This window comes from Afipia dichlorophenoxyacetatis (assembly GCF_055386385.1).
In genome coordinates this window covers 3765878-3787268 of record NZ_AP029250.1, presented here as the reverse complement: position 1 = coordinate 3787268, position 21391 = coordinate 3765878, and the positions used below count along the sequence as shown (strand labels likewise).

Genomic DNA, 21391 nt, shown 5'->3' with positions numbered 1-21391 from the left:
TCCAGCCTCAAACAAACTCGATGACATCACCAGGCGCGATCCGGCCCGGCCTCTTGTGAAAGAGGTCGTGGTCGATGGTTGCGCGAAGTTCATAAATCGGCAGCACGTTATTCGCGCGCATGAGATTGCGGATTTCAAATCCGCCGTCGTCGCAGATCGCTTTCAGCGATGCGACGATGTGTGTGACGTCTTCGCTGGCTGAAAACGGCAGCAACAGGCGTTCGTAGTCGACCTTCCGTCCGTAAAGATCTTCAACCTTGGAGACCGTAAAGACAGGAAGCCGGCGGTGAACACACTCCTGATAGATCGGGATGACAATCGGCGCGAGCTTGGCGCCGACATATTCATCGAGGTAACGGCCTTTGCCGGTTGTACCATAAGCGTCCGAAAAGCGAGTGCCGTCGCTGTCAATAAGGAAACGCGTTACGCCGTCGTCACGGATGGCGGTGTAAAAAACGAGATCGTCGATTTCGTCAGCAATGCGCTCCGGCCGATACTCGGACAATTCCGGAATGCGTTCGTTCCTGGCGTAAAGCCGCAGCCAGGTATTCAAAAGGTCGCGTTGCTTGATCGATCTCACGATCGCCGGGCCGGCGCTTTCAAATTCCATGAACGAGATCCTGAAAAATGGCACGTGCTTGGAAATACCTGATCATCAATCATCCACCTGATGTTGAAATTTTCCGTGAAAACGGCGTTTGCCGGAAGAATAGGCTTAACGGTCTCTTTCCAAGCGTTGTTGCACGCGCTAACAGCGGTAACGCATGTCACGGTCGGTATTGGGCTTTTTGCTTAGATGAAGCTTTTCGCTGAGCAGCATTGCATCTTGCGCAACGCTTGCAATTCGCTGCATATTCCCGCCGAAGGTTTCCGGCCGGGTGCGCTTTCGTCAAAGCGGGCGGCCATAGTACAGCGACAAAAATTCGGTCACACGCGGCAGCATGCGTGAAGGCTGACGGGGGAAATTTGCTTGTCTGATGAGTTCATCCTTGAAACCCACGGGTTGACAAAGGAATTCGCGGGCTTTGTAGCCGTGAGTGATGTCAGCCTCCGGGTACGACGCGGAAGCATTCACGCGCTGATCGGTCCGAACGGGGCCGGGAAGACCACGTGCTTCAATCTGTTGACCAAGTTCCTGCAGCCGTCTCGCGGGCAGATCCTTTATAAAGGCAAAGACATCACCGCGATGGCGCCCGCCGATGTTGCGCGGCTTGGCCTGGTGAGATCGTTCCAGATTTCGGCGGTGTTTCCGCACCTCACTGCGCTTGAGAATGTGCGTGTTGCGCTGCAGCGTCAGCACGGCAGTTCGTTCGATTTCTGGCGTTCGAAATCGGTTCTGAACCGCTTCAACGAGCGGGCGCGTGAATTGCTCAATGACGTCGGGTTGAGCGAGTTCGCCAACACGCCCGCGGTGGAAATGGCCTATGGTCGCAAGCGCGCCCTCGAAATCGCGACGACACTGGCGCTCGACCCGGAGATGATGCTGCTCGACGAGCCGATGGCCGGTATGGGCCACGAGGACATCGACAAGGTGGCTGCACTCATCAAGCGCATTTCGGCGAAGTACACGATCCTGATGGTCGAACATAATTTGAATGTCGTGGCCAATCTGTCGGACACGATCACGGTGCTGACGCGAGGCAAGGTGCTGGCAGAAGGCAACTACGCAACGCTGACCAAGGACCCGCGGGTTAAGGAAGCTTATCTGGGAGCTGGCCATGAGTAATGCGGCAACTCCCGTGCTGTCCGTCAAGAACCTCGAAGCCTGGTACGGCGAGTCTCACATTCTGCACGGCATCAATTTTGATGTGCGTCCCGGTGAGGTCGTGACTTTGCTTGGCCGTAACGGCGCAGGCAAGACGACCACGCTAAAGTCGGTGATGGGTATTATCGGCAAGCGCACCGGCTCGGTGATGTTCGAAGGCAAGGATCTGATCCGATTGCCTTCGGAAAAGATCGCGCGCCTCGGCGTTGCATTCTGCCCGGAAGAACGCGGTATTTTCTCCAGCCTGGACGTCAAAGAAAATTTGATGCTTCCGCCCACCATTCGCAGTGGGGGCATGTCGGTCGAGCAAATTTTTGAGTTGTTTCCGAATCTCAAGGAACGGCTGTACAGCCAAGGCACCAAGCTCTCGGGCGGTGAGCAGCAGATGTTGGCGATTGCCCGCATCTTGCGCACCGGTTCACGCTTCCTGATGCTCGATGAACCGACCGAAGGTCTGGCGCCGGTCATCATCCAGCAGATCGGGCGTATGATCTCGCGTTTGAAGTCGGAAGGCTTCACGATCCTGCTGGTTGAGCAGAACTTCAGGTTTGCTTCGACGCTGGCTGATCGTTTCTACATCGTGGAGCACGGCAAGATCATTGACACATTCTCGAACTCCGAGCTCCAGGCAAACATGGATAAGCTGCACACCTATCTCGGCGTGTAGTGGCACGAGAGTAAGCGATCGAGACGTAAAAAAGAATCGCTCAATCACAGACAAAGGGAGGAACTCATGAGAAAAACAGTTTCGACTTTGATGATGAGCGCTGCTTTGATGTTCGGCGCAGGGCAGGCGGCTTTCGCGCAGGACAAAGTCGCAAAGATCGGCGTGCTGAACGATCAGTCAGGTTTGTACGCCGACGTGACCGGTCCGGGTTCAACGCTTGCTGCGCAAATGGCAATCGAGGATTCAGGACTGCTCGCGAAGGGATGGAAGATCGACGTTGTCGTTGGCGATCATCTTCACAAGCCCGACGTAGGCGTGAACATCGCGCGTCAGTGGTTCGATCGCGATAAGGTCGATGTCATCGTCGATGTGCCAACCTCGTCCGTTGGGCTCGCCGTCAACAACGTGGTCAAGGAAAAGAACGGCGTCTACCTGAACTCGGGGTCTGGAACGTCTGATCTCTCCAACGCCCAGTGCTCGCCAAACACCATTCATTGGGCTTATGACACGTATCAGCTCGCCAATGGGACCGGCTCGGCGATGGTCAAGAGCGGGGGAGATACCTGGTTCTTCCTCACCGCCGACTATGCTTTCGGTTCGGCACTGGAGCGAGACACCACTAATGCTGTCAGCGCGATGGGTGGAAAGAGCATTGGCAGCGTCCGGCATCCTCTCAATACGTCGGACTTCTCGTCGTTCCTGCTACAGGCGCAGGCGTCAAAGGCGAAGGTGATCGGCCTCGCGAATGCAGGCGGCGACACCATCAATGCTATTAAGCAAGCCTCTGAATTCGGAATCGTGAAGGGCGGGCAAAAGCTCGCAGGACTTTTGATGTTCGTGTCCGACGTACATGCGCTCGGGCTGAACGTTGCAAACGGCCTCAATTTCACTGAGACCTTCTATTGGGATCTGAACGACGGCACCCGTGCGTTCTCCAAGCGCTTCCAGGAGCGCTCGAAGAACAAGAGCATGCCGACGACAGTGCAGGCCGGCGTCTATTCGTCCCTTATCCATTACTTCAAGGTGCTCGACGCCATGGGAGGGAATTCCCACGACGGGCTGAAGATCGTGGAGAAGATGAAGGCGACCCCGACCGATGATATCATCTTCGGCAAGGGAACCATTCAGCCGAACGGTCGTAAGCTGCATCCGGCTTATCTGTTCGAGGTGAAGAAGCCTTCGGAGTCGAAGGGGCCGTGGGACTATTACAAGCTGATTGCGACCATTCCGGCCGATCAGGCGTTTACGCCGCTTGCGAAGAGTTCCTGCCCACTGTTGAAGAGCTGAATTTCCGCGGCGGGTTCACCGCCGGGGCTGAGTACAAAGGTTTGACGAGGCGCCCTTGGTCCTGGGCCGCGAAGAACGACCCGGGACCGAGTTAATAAGTCGAAGGAGGAGTGATGAATAAACGTGTTTCCGCGCTATTGCTTGGCACCGCTTTGGTGCTGGGTATGGCTACTGGCGCCTCGGCGCAAACCATGGACAAGACCGTCAAGATCGGCTCGCTGAGCGATCAGTCGAGCTTGTACGCTGACGTGGGCGGCCCCGGTTCGACCATCGCCGCCGAAATGGCCGTCGAGGACTCCGGCCTGAAGAAAGAAGGATGGACGATCGACGTCGTCTCCGGCGATCACCAGAACAAGCCGGACGTCGGCGTCAACGTTGCACGTCAGTGGTATGACGTCGACAAGGTGGACGTCATCGTCGACGTGCCGAACTCGGGCGTGGCGCTGGCCGTCAGCAACCTCACCAAGGAAAAGAACAAGATCTTCCTGAATTCGGGCGCGGGTACGTCCGATCTCACGAACAAGCAGTGCACGCCCAACACCATTCACTGGACCTACGACACCTACAACCTGGCCCATGGCACCGGTGGTGCGATGACCAAGGCTGGAGGCGACACCTGGTTCTTCCTGACTGCAGACTATGCATTCGGGGCGGCGCTCGAACGTGACACGTCCGAAGTGGTCAAGGATGCGGGCGGTAAAGTTCTTGGCTCCGTGAAGCATCCGCTGAACACGTCCGACTTCTCGTCGTTCCTGCTGCAGGCGCAGGCTTCCAAGGCAAAGGTGATCGGTCTCGCGAACGCGGGCGGTGACACCACCAATGCGATCAAGCAGGCTGCGGAGTTCGGCATCGTGTCAGGCGGGCAGAAGCTTGCCGGTCTTCTGGTCTTCATCAGCGACATCAATGCGCTCGGTCTGAATGCAGCGCAGGGGCTGAACCTGACTGAAACCTTCTACTGGGATATGAACGACCAGACCCGCGCGTTCAGCAAGCGCTTCTCGGAGCGCATGAAGAACAAGGCGATGCCGACCATGGTTCATGCCGGCGTCTATTCCGCTGTGACTCACTATCTGAAGGTGCTCAAGGCACAGGGCGGCAACTCCCACGATGGCGCCAAGATCGTCGAGGCGATGAAGGCCATGCCGACGGACGATCCGCTGTTCGGCAAGGGAACGATCCAGCCGAACGGTCGCAAGATCCATCCGGCCTATCTGTTCGAAGTCAAGAAGCCTTCTGAGTCCAAGGGACCTTGGGACTATTACAAGCTGGTCGCCACCATTCCGGCCGATCAGGTTTTCACGCCGCTCGACAAGAGCACGTGTCCGTTGCTGAAGAAGTAATGACGTAATCTAACTGCCCGGCGGTTCGCCGCCGGGCAGTCTTCGCTACCATGTCAAACTGAGCGCGAAAGACCGAATACGATGCAAGCCCTCTACGCCCAGCTTTTGGTCGGACTGATCAATGGCTCCTTTTACGCGCTGCTCAGTCTTGGGCTTGCCGTGATCTTCGGCATGCTCAACATCATCAATTTCGCGCACGGCGCGCTCTACATGATGGGAGCGTTCTGCGCATACTTTCTGCTGACTTATGGCGGGATCAACTACTGGTGGGCGCTGATCCTCGCGCCGGTCATCGTCGGCGGGTTCGGCATCCTGCTGGAACGCACGATGCTGCAGTGGTTGACCGGGCTCGATCACCTTTATGGACTGCTGCTGACGTTCGGCCTCGCGCTCATTATCCAGGGCGTGTTCCAGAACTATTTCGGATCGTCCGGTCTGCCCTATGCCATCCCTGATCTGCTCAAGGGCGGCGTCAATCTCGGCTTCATGTATCTGCCGATCTATCGCGGTTGGGTGGTGATCTTCTCCCTCGTGGTGTGCATTGCCACCTGGTATTTGATTGAGAAAACCCGGCTCGGTGCCTATCTGCGGGCTGCGACCGAAAATCCGACGCTGGTGCGCGCTTTCGGCATCAACGTGCCGCGCATGATCACGCTGACCTATGGCCTGGGCGTCGGTCTTGCCGCATTGGCCGGCGTACTCTCGGCGCCGATCAATCAGGTGCGTCCGCTGATGGGCGCTGACCTCATCATCGTCGTGTTCGCGGTGGTGGTGATCGGCGGCATGGGGTCGATCATGGGATCGATCATCACGGGCTTCGCGCTCGGTGTGATCGAGGGATTGACCAAGTATTTTTATCCGGAAGCTTCCAACACCGTGGTCTTCGTTTTGATGGTGCTGGTGTTGCTTGTGAAGCCGACGGGACTAACGGGACGGGCTCATTAATATGTCGACAATTACCGATAATGCCGTTCCTGCAACGGGCCGTTCCACCAGCGACGAAATGATCGCTTTCGTCATCATGGCGGTGTTGCTGGCTGCCGTGCCGCTGACCCCGATCTATCCGTATTTCGTGATGCAGGCGTTGTGCTTCGCGTTGTTTGCCTGTGCCTTCAACTTGCTGATCGGCTACGGTGGTCTGCTGTCGTTCGGCCACGCCATGTTCTTGGGCACAGCCGGCTATGCCACCGCACATGCGGTGAAGGAATGGGGCTTTCGGCCGGAGTTCGGAATTCTGTTCGGCATGCTTGCGGCCGCCGCCATGAGCGTGGTGACAGGCCTGATCGCGATCCGGCGTCAGGGCATCTATTTCGCGATGATCACCCTGGCGCTGTCGCAGTTGCTCTACTTCATCTACCTGCAGACGCCGTTTACCCACGGTGAAGACGGCATTCAGGGCATTCCGCAGGGCATCATGCTCGGCCTGTTTGACCTGTCCAAGCCGATCACGCTCTATTACGTCGTGCTGGTCATCTTCCTGGCGGCCTTCCTGCTGATCCACCGCACTATCAACTCGCCGTTCGGCGAGGTGCTGAAGTCCATCCGCGAGAATGAGCAGCGGGCGATTTCGCTGGGCTACAAGACCGACCAGTACAAGCTGCTGGCCTTCATCCTCTCGGGAACGCTGGCTGGTCTTGCAGGCGCCGTGAAGGTGTTCGTGGCCCAGAACGCGTCATTGACGGACGTGCACTGGTCCATGTCGGGCGAGGTAGTGCTGATGACCTTGGTCGGCGGCCTCGGCACCGTGTTTGGGCCTGTGGTCGGCGCTTTCGTGATCATCGCCATGCAGCAGTATCTCGCTGGCTTCGGACAGTGGGTGCAGGTGATTCAGGGCGCGATTTTCGTCATTTGCGTGCTGACCTTCCGGCGCGGCGTCATCGGCGAAATTGCCCACTTCTTCAAACGATCGCTCTAATCGACTGATTTATCGAGCTTTCTCGGTCGTACAAATCGGTGGATGACCGCCCAAGATATCTTGGGCGGGGTCGGTTGGCGTGCGAAACGGTTTGTGACAGATAGGTGACAAGATCTGTCCTTCCGGAGAATGTTCATGCTTGGCTGGTTTCGCGCTCTCTTGCCAAAGGAGGAGAGGTTCTTTGACCTGTTTGCCAAGCATTCCCAGGCGGTTCTGAAGGGCGCAGAGGCGCTCGAGGAAATGATGCGCGGGGGAGAAGAAACCCCGGTCTATTGCCAGCGCGTCAGTCAGTTCGAGAACGACGCCGATCAGGTGACCCGCGAGGTGCTGATGGCCGTCCGTCGCACCTTCATCACGCCATTCGACCGCGTCGATATCAAGAACCTGATCACGGCGATGGATGATGCCATCGACCAGATGCAGCAGACGGCCAAGGCCGTCATGCTGTTCGAGGTGCGGACGTTCGAACCGCCGATGCGTGAGGTTGGAACCATCCTGGTTCAATGCGCAAATCTCGTGGGTCGTTGTATTCCGCTGATGCAGTCGATGGGCGAGAATGTCGTGACGCTCACGTCGTTGACCGAGGAAATCACCCGGCTGGAGGGCCGCGTCGACGATCTTCACGACATCGGTCTCAAGGAACTTTTCATGAAGCATCGTGACGGCAACACGATGGACTTCGTGGTTGGAGCGGAAATCTACAAGCACCTCGAAAAGGTGGCAGATCGGTTCGACGACGTTGCGAACGAGATCAACAGCATCGTGATCGAGCAGGTCTAGGCCGTGGATGCTTCGCTGGCTTTCCCGATCCTGGTTGGGCTGATCGCTGTCGCGCTGGTGTTCGACTTTCTCAACGGACTGCACGACGCGGCAAACTCGATCGCGACCATCGTGTCCACCCGCGTGTTGCGGCCGCAATACGCGGTAGCGTGGGCGGCCTTCTTCAACTTCATCGCGTTCGCCGTATTCGGGTTGCACGTCGCGCAGACGATCGGCACAGGCATCATCCATCCCGAAGTCATCGACGCCCAGGTAATCTTCGCCGCCCTGTTGGGGGCCATCGTATGGAACGTGATCACGTGGGCGCTCGGTATGCCGTCGAGCAGTTCGCATGCGCTGATCGGCGGATTGCTCGGCGCAGGCGTTGCCAAGGCCGGAATTTCGGTCGCGGTATGGAGCGGACTGTCGAAGGCGTTGCTCGCCATTGTGTTGTCGCCGCTGGTCGGATTTCTGCTCGCCCTGCTGCTGACGGCGATCGTGTCGTGGGCATCGGTGCGCTCGACTCCGTTTGCCGTCGATCGTGCGTTCCGGATTCTCCAATTCGCTTCCGCCTCGCTCTATTCCCTTGGGCACGGCGGTAACGACGCCCAGAAGACCATGGGCATTATCGCGGTCCTGCTGTACTCGCAGGGCTATCTTGGAACCGAGTTCAGCGTGCCGTTCTGGGTTGTGCTGTCGTGTCAGGCTGCGATGGCGCTGGGCACGCTCATGGGGGGATGGAAAATCGTCCGCACCATGGGGCTGCGCATCACCAAATTGACGCCGATGCAGGGCTTTTGCGCGGAGACAGGCGGCGCTGCCACGCTCTTCATGGCGACCTTCCTTGGCGTGCCAGTCTCCACGACGCACACGATCACGGGCGCCATCGTCGGTGTCGGTGCCGCCCGCCGCATGTCGGCCGTGCGCTGGAACGTGGCCAGCTCCATCGTCATCGCCTGGATATTCACAATCCCAGCATCGGCTCTCGTTGCCGGAGCGGCCTACACGATCGTCTCGCTGTTCGTTCGCTGATCACATCAGGTGACGAATTTCAGCCCCGCGATCCCGGCGACAATCAAGCCGATGCAGGCGAGGCGGATGGCAGTGGCGGGTTCGCCGAATAGCCAGATGCCCAGCAGGGCGGTTCCCACCGTGCCGATGCCCGTCCAGACCGCATAGGCCGTGCCGACCGGGAGAGTTTTGAGCGATAGGCCAAGCAGGACGACGCTGGCGACCATGCTGACCAGCGTCAGAACCGAGGGCAGCAGACGCGTAAAACCGTCGGTATATTTGAGGCCGATAGCCCAGCCGATTTCCATCAATCCGGCGATGAACAGTATTCCCCATGCCATGGTGAGATCCTTTCATGGCAGGGCCGTCCCTGCGGATATCGATGATGGTGAGGCCGTCCTCAAAGTCGACTATGGGACAGGGTGGAACAGGATGCAAGTGCATGGACTTTTGAATCTCCCTTGATCCTGCCGCGTTTCTTTGCCACACGCTCGCCACCATGACCGACACCGCAGTGACCACTGAGTCCCCATCTCGCGCGCCGCTCGCCCAAGAGGTGAAGCGCCGGCGCACGTTCGCGATCATCTCGCATCCTGACGCCGGTAAAACGACGCTGACCGAAAAGCTGCTGCTGTTCGGCGGCGCCATCAATCTGGCAGGGCAGGTCAAGGCGAAGGGCGAACGCCGAAATACGCGGTCGGACTGGATGAAGATCGAGCGCGAGCGCGGCATCTCTGTCGTCACCTCGGTCATGACCTTCGAGTTTCAGGATCTCGTTTTCAACTTACTCGATACACCGGGCCACGAGGACTTCTCGGAAGATACTTACCGGACGCTGACAGCCGTCGACTCCGCTGTGATGGTGATCGACGCGGCCAAGGGCATCGAGGCACGGACGCGCAAGCTGTTCGAGGTCTGCCGGCTGCGCGACATCCCGATCATTACCTTCATCAACAAGATGGATCGCGAAAGCCGCGATCCATTCGATTTGATGGATGAGATTGAAAAGACGCTGGCGCTCGACACCACGCCGATGACGTGGCCGGTGGGGCGCGGCCGCGATTTTCTCGGCACCTACGATATCGAAACCGGCGGCGTGCGGCTGCTCGAGGGTGGTGGTGCGAAGACGGGGCAGGCCGAGCAGATCGCGATTTCCGATCTCGCCTCGCGTAACCCTAATCTCGATGCCAACGCGATCGAGGAAGAACTCGCGCTGGTGTCGGAGGCTTGCAAGCCGTTCGATCTCGAAGCCTTCCGCGAAGGTCATCTAACGCCGGTGTTTTTTGGCTCGGCGCTGCGCAATTTCGGTGTCGGCGATCTGCTTGAAGGTCTCGGCCGTTATGCGCCGCCGCCACGCGCGCAGGAGGCTGACAAGCGCAAGGTCGAGGCTGCCGATCCCAAGATGAGCGCGTTCGTGTTCAAGATCCAGGCGAACATGGACCCGAACCATCGCGACCGCATCGCTTTTGCGCGGCTTTGTTCCGGCAAGCTGACGCGGGGCATGAAGGCCAAGCTCGTGCGCACCGGCAAGAATATGAGCTTGTCATCGCCTCAGTTTTTCTTCGCGCAGGATCGCGCCATCGCCGATGAAGCATTTGCGGGAGACGTGGTCGGTATTCCAAACCACGGCACGCTGCGCATTGGCGATACGCTGACCGAAGGCGAGGACATCAACTTCGTCGGCGTGCCAAGCTTCGCGCCGGAAATCCTGCGCCGCGTGCGCCTGACGGACGCGATGAAGGCCAAGAAGCTCAAGGAAGCCTTGCAGCAGATGTCCGAGGAGGGTGTCGTGCAGGTGTTCCGCCCGCGCGACGGCGCTCCTGCGCTGGTGGGCGTCGTCGGCATGCTGCAGCTCGACGTGCTGAAGGCGCGGCTCGATGCGGAATATTCGCTGCCGGTGGATTTCGAGATCAGCGAATTCCAGTTGGCGCGCTGGATATCCGCGGAAGACAGAAAAAAGCTCGACACTTTCCTGGCCGCCAACAACTCAGGCGTTGCCGACGACGTCGACAACGATCCGGTGTTTCTGGCCAGGAACCAGTTCTATCTGGACTACACCCGCGAGCGCTCCGACGGCATCACCTTCCTGAGCGTCAAGGACGTGAAAAAGAAGGCGTGAGCCTGGCGACCGGGCCGCGGATTTTGTTCTGCTGTCGCTGAAAGCTCTGGTCCGCACTTAGAGCCGAGAGAAGGGGCGCTGGATATCGACGGTGTTGCGCGATGTTCAACTTCGCGCGAAGTTCTTGATGTGAGGTATTTGAGACTTACGTTTTGCATGGTGCAGGCTTTCGAGCAGGTTTCATGCTTCAACGTATCGCCCTGTTTTTTCTCGCTTTTGCAGCATTGGTTGTCGCTGCAATGCCGTCGGACGCGCGTTCGCAGCGTCAAAATCAGAACAATCCGATCCCTTTTTCGCATTCGCCATGTAGTGTGCTGAACCAGGGGCCGTGCACGCCTTATTACTGTAGCCCGCTCCAGCATGGGCCCTGCATTCCCGAAATCGACTATCCAATCGGCGAGAACCTGCAGCTCACCATCATGAGCAAACCGGACGACAAGGATGCCGCGAAATACGTGAAGCCTGATCACGATCTCGACACGATCGGGGATCTGTTCGCGGCCCTGCGGTCCTGTTGGACGCCGCCGCCGGAGAGTGAAGCCCGGGAAGGCATGCAGATGGCGGTGAAGTTCTCGTTCAAGCGCGATGGCGGATTGATCGGGCCGCCCCGCGTGACCTATGCGACCGATGGCGTGCCGGCGCAGACGCGGGATACATATCTCGGCGCCATCAAGGAGGCGCTGAACGGCTGCACCCCACTGACTCTAAGCCGCGGGCTCGGCGGCGCCATCGCCGGACGGCCGATCATGATCCGCTACGTGGATAATCGCCCCCTTGCTAGGGATTCCCTCAAGCCGTAGGACCGGCTCCTGACGCGCAAGCCTTCCCCCGCATAAGCCAGCCCCTTTTTCGGCATCTGTACCGGCCATTCTCCTTGAACCTCGGTCCGGCCGCCTGCGACCAATATTCGCGGGTCAGGGACAATGAGGGGCGCAGTATGGATCAGCAACAAACGACTTCTGAGAAACAGGACACACCGGCACAAAGGCAACGCGTCGCCCGGTTTCTTCTTGTCTTTTCGCCTGCGATGTTCGTGCTCTGTCTGGTGCTCGCGCGCGTACAGGGGGATTCTTTGCGAGACTCGCTGATCATCGCTTCCGCAGGCGTTGCGATGTGCCTTGTCATGGCAGCGCACTTCAAACTGCGCGGGGCAAAATCGTTGCAAGACGTCTTCTGGCTCAACATCATTTTCAATCTCTTTCGACGCTAGGTGAAGGCGATGGACACCTTGCTCATTCAGCTTCAGTCCTCGGTCGGGGATTTCGACGCGAGCTTCATCAAGGAGCTGCAGCGGTTTGAACCCATTATGGCGGCGAGAGGATTGGACCCGGCCAGCTACGTCATTTCCAAGGATCGCGTCCAATTCACCGAGCTTCCGGTTTTCGTTCGCCCTGGCGGTAATGGTTACAATTACACCGTCTTCGTCGACGGTGAATCCTTCACGGTGACGAAAGCCAACGATATGGCCTTTCTTGGCTATTTCGAGCAGCTCTGTGCAGCAGCAATCGCAGACGAGACGCCGGTCAATGGATCATCGTGGCGAGGAAAAGTGTGCGCACCGTTCAAACGGATCAAGGCGTGGTTCGAAGCCCCAATATTCGATGAATCAATTCGTCCGGATTAACGCCGATGCGATTTCCAACGTTGAATTTTGACGACGGGATGATCGAGATCGGTCGATTTCACAAGGCACCGGTCACACTGCATCCGACATTCTTCCTGGCGGCGTTCGTGTTGACGTTTCATTTTTGGAAAGCGCCCGGCGGTATCGGGCCTTTCCTGGTGGTGCTGGGCATTCTGGTATTGCTGGGCTCGATCCTGTTGCACGAATTGGCCCATGCCGAGGTGGGGCGACGCTATGGCGTTACGGTACGCCGGATCGATATCAATTTGTTCGGCGGCCTAGTTCATTTCGCGACGTCGCCGCGCCGGATGCAGCATGACTTTGCAATCACGATTGCAGGGCCGTTGTCCAACGCCGCATTGGCTCTATTGGGGCTTCTCGTTCTTGCTTTCATTCGCTACCTTTCGCCAGAGCAATTCGCGGTCAGTACCGCTTACGTACACGTACCTCCTGCGGGAATAATCGTGCAGCTTGCGCGCTTCACATTCTATCTCAATGCCGCGCTAGCAATTGCCAACATGCTGCCGGCGTTTCCACTCGATGGCGGCAGATTGCTGTATATGCTTGTCGCCAAGCGTTCTGGCGCACACACCGCGACATTTGTTGTCGCTGCGCTTGGCACGGTGTTTGGTGCGATCGCTTCGGTCGTGCTGCTTGTATCGACAATGGCTGGCATGCCGATCTGGTCGCCGCCGTCGTTTATGGCCAATTGGGGCGCGCTCCAGCAAGCCCGCAGCGGACGTGTGGTCAGGATTTAGGTGTCTGATTCTCGACGTTGGTCTTGATATTTTTCAGTCCGATGGCGGCTTCGTCATCGATCCGCTTAAGTTGATCGTCGGTCGGCGGCTTGGGGCGAGCGGGGTTGCGCACCATCCGGGTGAAGGTGGTGCGGCCGTCCGTTTCCTCGCAGGTGTATTGGATGACGATGGGACCGATGAAGTCGGTCTCGGCTTGCACGATCCAGAGCTTCGGGCTGACGCAGGCGCGCACGATCCAGCTCAACGAAACCTCGCCCGATCGGATGTGCCATTTCTCGCGAAACACTTCGCCAGTGTCGAGCGGACGGTTTTCGCTGTCGATATGGTGTGATGCCGCCAGCCATTCCGGCCAGGATTGAGGATTGGTGACGTAATCGAACACGGCCTTGGCCGGCGCGTCGATCACGATGTTATGGCTGCGCTCGAAGGCAAAGGTGGTGGCCGGGTTCACGGGCGTTCCTCATCTATTTTAGTTTATTCGAATGTCGCCGCGTTTGATCACGTCCGCCCACAGTTTGATCTCGGCATCCATCCGCGCCCGCAAGGTGTCGGGTGTGGAGGGAGTAGGCTCCATCAACTGCGTTTCGAGCTTCTCGCGCACGCTCGGCTTGGTCAGCGTGTCATGCACCTCATCATTGATCTGGGCGATCAGGGCGGGCGGTGTACCGGCCGGCGCGATCAACGCATTCCATGCGTCGGATTCCACATCGATACCACTTTCTTTCAGCGTCGGGACGTCCTTCAAGAAGCGCGAGCGCTGAGCAGTTGCGACGGCGAGGATCTTCACCTTGCCTTCGGCAAGCTGTGGTGTGACGGCGATGGCGGGAAGGCACGCCGCTTGAACATCGCCGCGGATGACCGCCGTAATGGCCTGCGGCGAACCGCCGTACGGAATGTGCGTCATGGTTACGCCAGCGCGCTGCGCGATGGCTTCCATGGTCAGGTGCGACAGCGAGCCCGCTCCGATCGAGCCGAATGCAAATTTGGAAGGATCGCGTTTCAAGGCAGCTACGAAATCAGCCACTGAATTGATGCCGAGGCTGGTCGGGACCACCAGCACACTTGGCAACGAGGTGAGCAGCGTGATCGGCGCGATGTCCTTTACCGGGTTGTACGGCAGCTTCGAGAACAGCATCGTATTGATGGCAAGAGGGCCACCCAGGCTGATGCCGATCGTTGCGCCATCCGGCTCGGCCTTGGCAACGGCGTCGGTGCCGATATTGCCGCCGGCGCCGGTTTTGTTCTCGACCACGAAGCTGGAGCCGGGGTGCCGCGCTTGCAGATCATCGGCAAGGACGCGGCCGACGAGGTCGGGCGTGGAGCCTGCTGCATACGGGACGACGATCTTGACGAGTTTGGGCGGCCACGATGCGGGCGTTTGGGCGGAGGTGGCGGGAGATATGGCGATGGCGAACGCCAGAGCGGCAAGAGCGGTGAATTTCATGGGACTTGAAGGGGTTAACGCAGGGTGGCGATGCGGAAGCAGCATTGCGCGCGGGACCCTAAAAATGATACCCGAGCACGGCGTAGGCCGACGCTAGTGCGCTGGATTTGACGTTCGTATCAGCATTGCGGCGAGTCCTCCTTACGAACGTCAAATCCAAAAGCGCACTAGTTTCATTAAGTTGCTAGTGTCCTTTTTGGTTCTAACGTTCGCAAACGAGAGTGCTGCAAGTTGCTGCGAACGTTAGAACCGGGACACTAGCAGCCTTGGCACGCAGAGGAAACGTTTCGACGGATAACTTGAGCGCGAGATCCGTCCCGCATGCGGGATTTAAGAGGTGGGGACATGGGACTGCTGACGATGATTGTGGGATTGGTGCTGTTCCTCGGCACCCACATTCTGACGACGCGACGCGACGCGCGCGCGGCAGTCATCGCGCGTCTTGGTGAAAGCGGTTACAAAATCGCCTACTCGATCATCGCCATCATCGGTGTCTATCTGATCGGCCGCGGCTTCAGCATCTATCGTGCAACGGAGTGGGTCAACGTTTGGTATCCGCCCATTGCCCTGCGGCACATTGCGATGGGCCTGATGCTGCCAGCGATCATTCTCGTGGTATCGTCCTATGTCCGCGGGCGCATCTATGCGACCGTGAAACACCCGATGCTTGCTGGTGTGAAGCTGTGGGCCGTGCTGCATCTCCTTGCCAATGGCGATCTCGGTTCGATCATTCTGTTCGGCTCAGTTCTTGCGTGGGCGGTGTACGATCGCATCTCGCTGAAGCGCCGTGAGGACCCCGGTGCACCGCCGATTCCGGTCGGCGGTCTCGGTAATGATCTGATTGCGGTTGTGGTCGGAACGGTGGTCTATCTCGCACTCGCTTTTGCCTTTCATCCCCTGGTGATCGGCGTTCCTGTGGTTGGAGTTTAAGACTATGTCCGTGCAAACGACGGTGAAGCGTAAGACGGCGCCCGACATTCTCAAGCGGAAGGGTGGCGAACCGATCGTCATGCTGACATCGTATCATGCGCATACCGCGTCGCTGGTCGATCAGTACTGTGATGTCATTCTGGTTGGCGACTCCCTCGGCAATGTGATGCACGGCTTTGAGACCACAGTGCCGGTCACGCTCGATATGATGATCCTGCAAGGCCACGCGGTGATGCGTGGGTCGAAACAGTCTCTCGTCGTCGTGGATATGCCGTTCGGCTCATATGAAGCGTCAAAGGAGCAGGCATTTCATTCCGCAGCACGCATCATGAAGGAAACCCATTGCGGCGCCGTGAAGCTGGAAGGCGGCGTGCGCATGGCGGAGACGATCGAGTTTCTCACCACACGCGGCATTCCTGTGATGGCGCATGTCGGCCTCACGCCGCAGTCGATCAACACCCTCGGCAGCTTCAAGTCGCAGGGCCGTGACGAAGCGTTGAAATTGATGGAGGGCGGCAACGGGGGCGGTCCCATTCAGGACGACGCTGTTGCCGTGGCCCAGGCCGGTGCGTTTTCGATGGTTGTGGAAGCCGTAGCCGAGCCCTTGGCGCGGCGCATTACCGAGGTCGTTCCGGTTCCGACCATCGGCATCGGCGCCAGTGCCGCGTGTGATGGCCAGGTGCTCGTGTTGGAGGACATGCTGGGGCTGTCGCCATGGGTTCCAAAATTCGTCAAGCGCTATGGCAATCTCGGTCCAGGGATTGAGGCGGCGATCCAGGATTACGCCCGGGACGTCCGCTCACGGGCATTTCCGGGGCCCGAGCACGTCTACGGGGTTAAACCCAAGGCCTAAAGTCGCTTTATCGAGATAAATCCGACGTTTGAACGGGGATCACCCGGCCGGTTCGAGGCTGATCGGGTGATTACAATTCGTCAGGGTTAATGAAAATTTCTTCGCTGATAACAAGGATACCAAGCAAGTCTTTTAATTGAACTCTGACATGGTTCGACTCGCAGTTGAAAAAGACAAGAACAATGCGAGCGGAATCCCAGGGGTCAGCGAATTCGGGTGCTCATCCGGATCGGAAGTCGCGCGAAGCGCCACTGCGTCCTTCTCTGTTCAGAGGTGGCGCAAGGCAGCTGAGCCGATGGATCATCGTTGCCACGGCGTTTTTGGCGCTGCTGTTTGTGGCCGCTACGGCTGCCGTGATCCTCACGTTGCACAACAGGCTTGTCGAACACGAAAAATCGGATTTGCGAAACCTCGCGTTGATCCTCGCCGAGGAGACTGATCGCTCATTCCAGTCCGTTGAAATGGCTCAGCGCGCTCTGTCCAATGATATCGAGCGCTTCAAAATAACCACACCCGACGCCTTTAACTTCCACATGGCGAGCAAGGAAGTTCGCACCGTTCTCAGAAATAACATCGCCGCGCTTCCACACATATCCGAGCTTGGTATCGGCGCTGTCGATGGCAGTCTGGTGAATACTACGGCGACCATCGTGGCATCCGCGAACGGACCATTGAGTGTGGATGCTGCTGATGGGTTTCGCTCCAACACCCAGTCGAGAGTTATCGTCACACGCCCGGTCAGGATTCCGGCGAGTGATTCATTCGGATTCAATATTGCCCGCAAGTTGACAGATTCTCACGGCCATTTTCTGGGAACGATCAACGGCGTTATCCATCTCGACTACCTTGAGCGTTATTTCGAACGCATCAAGCCGAACCAAAGCAGCACGATTGCGCTCTTCCGCGAGGATGGAACGCTTCTTGTGCGTGTTCCTCGGAAAGCATCCGTCATCGGACAGCAATTTCCGGGTATTCGCGATTCAATGGTGTCCAACAACTCCGTCGAGACACGCGGTGTAAGCCCGATCGATGGTGCGGACAAACTGATGGCTGTGCGACGGCTGCCGAACCATCCCGTGTTTGTGGTGGTGACGGCGGGTATGGTCGACGCCATGGCGGTCTGGCGCGAGGCGGCGTTTTATTTGGTTGGTGCTGCCGCAACCGTCCTGATCGCAATCGGCATCGTTGTCTTTGTCGGAACGAGGCGCCTTGCTACCAACATCAACACGCATAATGCGCAGTTCAGCTCAGCTATCAACAACACTGCGAAAGGGCTTTTGATATTCGACGACAAAGCCCGGGTGGTTGTCGGCAACGAGGGCTATCTTCGCATGTACAACATGCCCGCCCATGTTGCTCAGCCCGGCGCGCCGCTCAGAGATTTGCTGAACTATCGCAAGGAGTCTGGCACCTTCAAGGGGGATCCGGCCGAATATCAGCGTCGTGTTCTCGACGAAGTCGGCAGAGGTTTTCGAACCGAACACACTTTTCAGGCGTCGGATGGTCGCACCATACGCGTGGTCAACGAGCCTATTCCTGCTGGAGGCTATATCTCCACGCATGAAGACGTGACCGAAAGCACATTGCGTGAGGAATCATTCAGGCTCTTGTTCGATAACAATCCAATCCCGATGTGGGTGTTCGATCGGGAAACACTCGAATTTCTTGCCGTCAACGATGCCGCGATTCAACAATACGGTTATGAACGTGAGCATTTCCTTGCGCTTTCCATACTCGATATTCGGCCCGTCGAAGATCGGGAGCGCTTCGCTGCTTTCGTCAAATCGATGCCGAAGAGAGATGCTGGAAGGCACATTCGACGCCATCGGCGTGCGGACGGCAGCATTTTCGAAGTTTGCAGTTATTCCCATTCGTTGCACTACGAGGGGAGGGAAGCGCGGCTCGTTGCGTCTGTTGATGTTACAGAGCAGCGGACGGCTGAAGCCGATCTTCGGCGGGCGCAAAAATTCCTCGACACCGTCATTGAACACGTGCCTCTGCCAATCATTGTGAAGAAAGTTCCTCCAGGCGCGGCCGACGCGCGCAATTGTAGTGTGACCCTGGTTAATCGTGCAGCGGAAGGCCTCTATGGTATCGAACGCAGCCTTTGGATCGGCAAATCATCGTTGGAAATCTATCCCAATGCCGCCGGGGAGTTGTCCAATCAGCTAGACAGCAAGGCTCTCTTTCAGGAAGGGCCGCTGGTGTCCGGGGATCACTCGATCGAGACCTCGTCGGGAGCGACGAAGCTCGTGACGTCTCAGCGCGTCGCGATCCGAAGTGACGCGGGAATTGCAGAACATCTTGTTGTCTTGCTGGAAGACGTCACGGAACGACGCGAGGCGGAGAACCGCATCGCGTACATGGCTCACCATGATCGCTTGACGGATCTTGCCAACCGCAGCGCCTTTGATGAATGTTTTGCTGCGACTATCGCCAATGCGGCTGCTCAGAACACGCGCGTCGCCGTCATGTGTCTGGATCTCGATGGCTTTAAAGAGATCAACGATCTGCACGGACATTCGGCGGGGGATCGTGTCCTGCGTGAAGTTGCTAATCGCCTTTCCGCGACAGCAACGGGCGTCTTCGTTGCCCGTTTCGGTGGCGACGAATTCATGCTCATCACGCCTGATGACGAAGATGGCAACCTGTCCCGCGAATTGGCCTCTCGGCTGTTGTCGGCTGTGGCGGCAAGGATCGATCTCGACGGGCAATCTCTCCATGTCGGTTTGAGCATCGGCATTGCCGTGTATCCGGAGCATGGCACTGACACTCAAAGCCTGCTTGCGAACGCGGATTTGGCGCTTTACCGGGCAAAGGGACACGACCGGGGAACCGCTCAATACTTCAATTCTGAAATGGATATCCAGGTGCGTGAGCGCCGCGCGATGCAGGAAGATCTGCGACAGGCGATTTCCGCTGGAGAATTCACGCTCTACTATCAACCTCAAGTCACCATGCACCGCGAGATCGTTGGCTATGAGGCGCTGGCGCGTTGGAATTCCCCGAAATACGGGAATGTATCGCCTGCCGTCTTCATTCCGCTCGCTGAGGAAAGTGGTTTGATCGTTCAGCTCGGGGAATGGATTCTCCGAGAGGCATGCCGCGAAGCTGCGTCATGGCCGGAACGTAAAAAGATTGCCGTCAATATTTCTCCGCGCCAATTCCAGCAAGGCAATTTGCCGGAGGTTGTTCTTTCAGCTCTGTTGCGGGCCAATCTCGCGCCGTCGTTGCTTGAACTGGAAATTACCGAAGGCGTGTTGATCGACGATTTCTCACGCGCGGTTTCAATTCTGAAGCGGCTCAAAGCAATCGGTGTCGATATCGCTCTTGATGATTTTGGCACCGGCTATTCGTCGCTGTCGTATCTCCACTCATTCTCGTTCGACAAGATCAAGATCGACCGTGCATTCATCATGGATCTTGAGCGCAACAAGCATTCTCAAGCGATTGTCCGCGCCGTGATCGGTCTTGGTCGAAGTCTCAATATCCCTATTCTTGCCGAGGGCGTTGAGACGGAAGAGCAATTGGCCATGCTTGCACGCGAAGGATGTGATGCGGTGCAAGGTTACCTGACCGGACGGCCGCAGTCTGCTGCGACGTTGTTCCCAAGCGGAACTCGAAAGACCGCATAAGCCGGCAAGGTTCCGGCTGCATCTAAAAATAGAAAGCGAATCTCGTCGTCCGCATTCGAAGAGAATGCTTTGGCGATTCGAGGGTGAATCTGCGCGATCGGACCTGCATGAGGCCGCTCTGGTCCATGCAGGGGCCCTTGATGGAACCGCACATCATTCCTAGCCGTTGGCCTCCCAGCACCAAGCTTTTCAGCTTAGTGGAAAAATCACCTGATATTCCGCTGCGTTAGCGGGCTCTTATGTCGGGTTCCGGGCGGACAACGAGTTTGTTGCTCGCGTAGTTGAAATAACCCCGCAGCGGCGTCGAATCGGGGCGCCGGGTTTTTCCTCATCTGCTGCGGTTCAACAGCCCGAACGGGCAGGGTATTGAATTGAACGGTCCTCATATCGATCCGCGCGGAAATAAACTACTCGCAACACTATCGCGCGAAGCCTTCGAGACTCTCAGCCCGCATTTCGTATTTGGAGCCTTCGTGCAGGGCGTCGTGTTGGCTGAAGTTGGTGAGGAGATCGAGTCCGTCTACTTTCCCCTGAGCGGCATGATCTCAATTGTTGTCGTGATGAAAGATGGCAAAGCGATTGAGACTGCGACCGTTGGCCGCGACGGTGTTTTCGGCGCGATGGTTGGGTTCGGACCCTACATATCGAAGGTTCGAGCAATCGTTCAGATGCCGATTACTGCGATCCGCATTCCGTCAATGCAATTCCGAAAAGCAACGCAAGGGAGCAGGGAGCTTCAAAATCTCTGCATCGATTACAACGAATTCCTCTTGGTGCAAGCGCGTATCAGTGCTGCATGCAATGCCTTGCACAAAGTCGAGGCGCGGTTTTGTCGATGGTTGCTGCAGACGCGTGAAACCACCGGAAGCGATACCATCACGCTGACACAGGAATTTCTGTCGGAAATGCTCGGCGTTCGTCGCACGTCCGTGACTGACGTTGCATCGAAGCTGCAAAGCGCGGGTGTGATCAGCTACTCACGTGGCGTGATCAAGATCATCGATCTGTTGGCGCTGCGATCGTTATCCTGCGAGTGTTACGAGACGTTGCTCGAGCAGCGTGCCATCTAAGTTATTATTCCGGGTGGCTTGGTCTGTCCGCGTTTTGGCGCTGGATAGCTTCGCATCGCGAGTAAACGAATTCGACGATGTGAGAGCTTTCATGCGAACCAGTCACGCGTTGCTCTCGGTGATGCGAATGCACCGGCCCGTTGTTGAGGGTAAAGAAAAAAGCCCGGCGTTCTGCCGGGCTTAAGTTGCTCTCTGGAGATTGAAAATCGATAGG

Annotated in this window: 21 protein-coding genes; 17 read left to right on the top strand and 4 right to left on the bottom strand. The window is 57.7% G+C overall.

Annotated features, from left to right (window positions below):
* Positions 1–7: 7 nt before the first annotated feature.
* Positions 8–610 carry a PAS domain-containing protein gene (locus tag ACZ5C3_RS17755; RefSeq protein WP_464031717.1) on the bottom strand — a complete coding sequence of 201 codons (603 nt, stop codon included), beginning with the start codon at positions 608–610 and terminating at the stop codon, positions 8–10.
* 360 nt (positions 611–970) lie between these two features.
* On the opposite strand from ACZ5C3_RS17755, the gene ACZ5C3_RS17750 reads away from it, so the two are divergent.
* The 8 genes from ACZ5C3_RS17750 (at position 971) to ACZ5C3_RS17715 (ending at position 8765) form a co-directional block, all read left to right on the top strand.
* Complete coding sequence (locus tag ACZ5C3_RS17750; RefSeq protein ID WP_464031715.1) at positions 971–1726, top strand: ABC transporter ATP-binding protein; 756 nt, start codon at positions 971–973, stop codon at positions 1724–1726.
* A complete protein-coding gene (locus ACZ5C3_RS17745; RefSeq protein WP_464031713.1) occupies positions 1719–2432 on the top strand; it encodes an ABC transporter ATP-binding protein in 714 nt (237 codons plus the stop codon). Before ACZ5C3_RS17750 ends, ACZ5C3_RS17745 begins: the two co-directional genes overlap by 8 nt.
* A 66-nt stretch (positions 2433–2498) precedes the next feature.
* Positions 2499–3719, top strand: coding sequence for an ABC transporter substrate-binding protein (locus ACZ5C3_RS17740; RefSeq protein ID WP_464031712.1), 1221 nt, complete (start codon positions 2499–2501; stop codon positions 3717–3719).
* Between the two features lie 113 nt (positions 3720–3832).
* Entirely contained in the window at positions 3833–5059 is a 1227-nt protein-coding gene (locus ACZ5C3_RS17735; RefSeq protein WP_464031711.1) for an ABC transporter substrate-binding protein, read from the top strand.
* A gap of 81 nt (positions 5060–5140) precedes the next feature.
* Positions 5141–6004, top strand: a complete 864-nt coding sequence (locus ACZ5C3_RS17730; RefSeq protein ID WP_464031709.1) for a branched-chain amino acid ABC transporter permease — start codon at positions 5141–5143, stop codon at positions 6002–6004.
* A gap of 1 nt (position 6005) precedes the next feature.
* On the top strand, positions 6006–6974 hold the full coding sequence (locus ACZ5C3_RS17725; protein WP_464031707.1) for a branched-chain amino acid ABC transporter permease: 969 nt from the start codon (positions 6006–6008) through the stop codon (positions 6972–6974).
* 135 nt (positions 6975–7109) lie between these two features.
* Complete coding sequence (locus ACZ5C3_RS17720; RefSeq protein WP_464031705.1) at positions 7110–7754, top strand: DUF47 domain-containing protein; 645 nt, start codon at positions 7110–7112, stop codon at positions 7752–7754.
* Positions 7755–7757: 3 nt separating this feature from the next.
* Positions 7758–8765 carry an anion permease gene (locus ACZ5C3_RS17715; RefSeq protein WP_464031704.1) on the top strand — a complete coding sequence of 336 codons (1008 nt, stop codon included), beginning with the start codon at positions 7758–7760 and terminating at the stop codon, positions 8763–8765.
* A 5-nt stretch (positions 8766–8770) separates the two neighbouring features.
* Here ACZ5C3_RS17715 and sugE read toward each other — a convergent pair whose 3' ends face one another.
* On the bottom strand, positions 8771–9085 hold the full coding sequence (gene sugE / locus ACZ5C3_RS17710; protein ID WP_464031702.1) for a quaternary ammonium compound efflux SMR transporter SugE: 315 nt from the start codon (positions 9083–9085) through the stop codon (positions 8771–8773).
* Between the two features lie 158 nt (positions 9086–9243).
* On the opposite strand from sugE, the gene ACZ5C3_RS17705 reads away from it, so the two are divergent.
* The 5 genes from ACZ5C3_RS17705 (at position 9244) to ACZ5C3_RS17685 (ending at position 13245) form a co-directional block, all read left to right on the top strand.
* Positions 9244–10863, top strand: coding sequence for a peptide chain release factor 3 (locus ACZ5C3_RS17705; RefSeq protein WP_464031700.1), 1620 nt, complete (start codon positions 9244–9246; stop codon positions 10861–10863).
* 182 nt (positions 10864–11045) lie between these two features.
* Positions 11046–11663: a hypothetical protein gene (locus ACZ5C3_RS17700; protein WP_464031698.1), complete on the top strand. Its 618-nt coding sequence runs from the start codon at positions 11046–11048 to the stop codon at positions 11661–11663.
* A gap of 137 nt (positions 11664–11800) precedes the next feature.
* On the top strand, positions 11801–12073 hold the full coding sequence (locus ACZ5C3_RS17695) for a hypothetical protein (RefSeq protein ID WP_464031696.1): 273 nt from the start codon (positions 11801–11803) through the stop codon (positions 12071–12073).
* A gap of 9 nt (positions 12074–12082) precedes the next feature.
* Positions 12083–12487, top strand: a complete 405-nt coding sequence (locus ACZ5C3_RS17690; protein WP_464031694.1) for a hypothetical protein — start codon at positions 12083–12085, stop codon at positions 12485–12487.
* 5 nt (positions 12488–12492) lie between these two features.
* On the top strand, positions 12493–13245 hold the full coding sequence (locus ACZ5C3_RS17685) for a site-2 protease family protein (protein ID WP_464031692.1): 753 nt from the start codon (positions 12493–12495) through the stop codon (positions 13243–13245).
* Here ACZ5C3_RS17685 and ACZ5C3_RS17680 read toward each other — a convergent pair.
* Both ACZ5C3_RS17680 and ACZ5C3_RS17675 read right to left on the bottom strand, forming a co-directional pair.
* Positions 13235–13696 carry an SRPBCC family protein gene (locus ACZ5C3_RS17680; protein ID WP_464031690.1) on the bottom strand — a complete coding sequence of 154 codons (462 nt, stop codon included), beginning with the start codon at positions 13694–13696 and terminating at the stop codon, positions 13235–13237. The genes ACZ5C3_RS17685 and ACZ5C3_RS17680 overlap by 11 nt on opposite strands.
* Before the next feature lie 18 nt (positions 13697–13714).
* Complete coding sequence (locus tag ACZ5C3_RS17675) at positions 13715–14689, bottom strand: Bug family tripartite tricarboxylate transporter substrate binding protein (protein ID WP_464031688.1); 975 nt, start codon at positions 14687–14689, stop codon at positions 13715–13717.
* Positions 14690–15034: 345 nt separating this feature from the next.
* On the opposite strand from ACZ5C3_RS17675, the gene ACZ5C3_RS17670 reads away from it, so the two are divergent.
* The 4 genes from ACZ5C3_RS17670 to ACZ5C3_RS17655 all read left to right on the top strand — a co-directional run bounded on the left by ACZ5C3_RS17670 (position 15035) and on the right by ACZ5C3_RS17655 (position 21177).
* Positions 15035–15619: an NnrU family protein gene (locus ACZ5C3_RS17670; protein WP_464031686.1), complete on the top strand. Its 585-nt coding sequence runs from the start codon at positions 15035–15037 to the stop codon at positions 15617–15619.
* A gap of 4 nt (positions 15620–15623) precedes the next feature.
* Positions 15624–16472, top strand: a complete 849-nt coding sequence (gene panB, locus ACZ5C3_RS17665; RefSeq protein WP_464031684.1) for a 3-methyl-2-oxobutanoate hydroxymethyltransferase — start codon at positions 15624–15626, stop codon at positions 16470–16472.
* A 182-nt stretch (positions 16473–16654) separates the two neighbouring features.
* Positions 16655–20107, top strand: coding sequence for an EAL domain-containing protein (locus tag ACZ5C3_RS17660; protein WP_464031683.1), 3453 nt, complete (start codon positions 16655–16657; stop codon positions 20105–20107).
* A 371-nt stretch (positions 20108–20478) separates the two neighbouring features.
* Entirely contained in the window at positions 20479–21177 is a 699-nt protein-coding gene (locus ACZ5C3_RS17655) for a Crp/Fnr family transcriptional regulator (protein WP_464031681.1), read from the top strand.
* Positions 21178–21391: the final 214 nt, after the last annotated feature.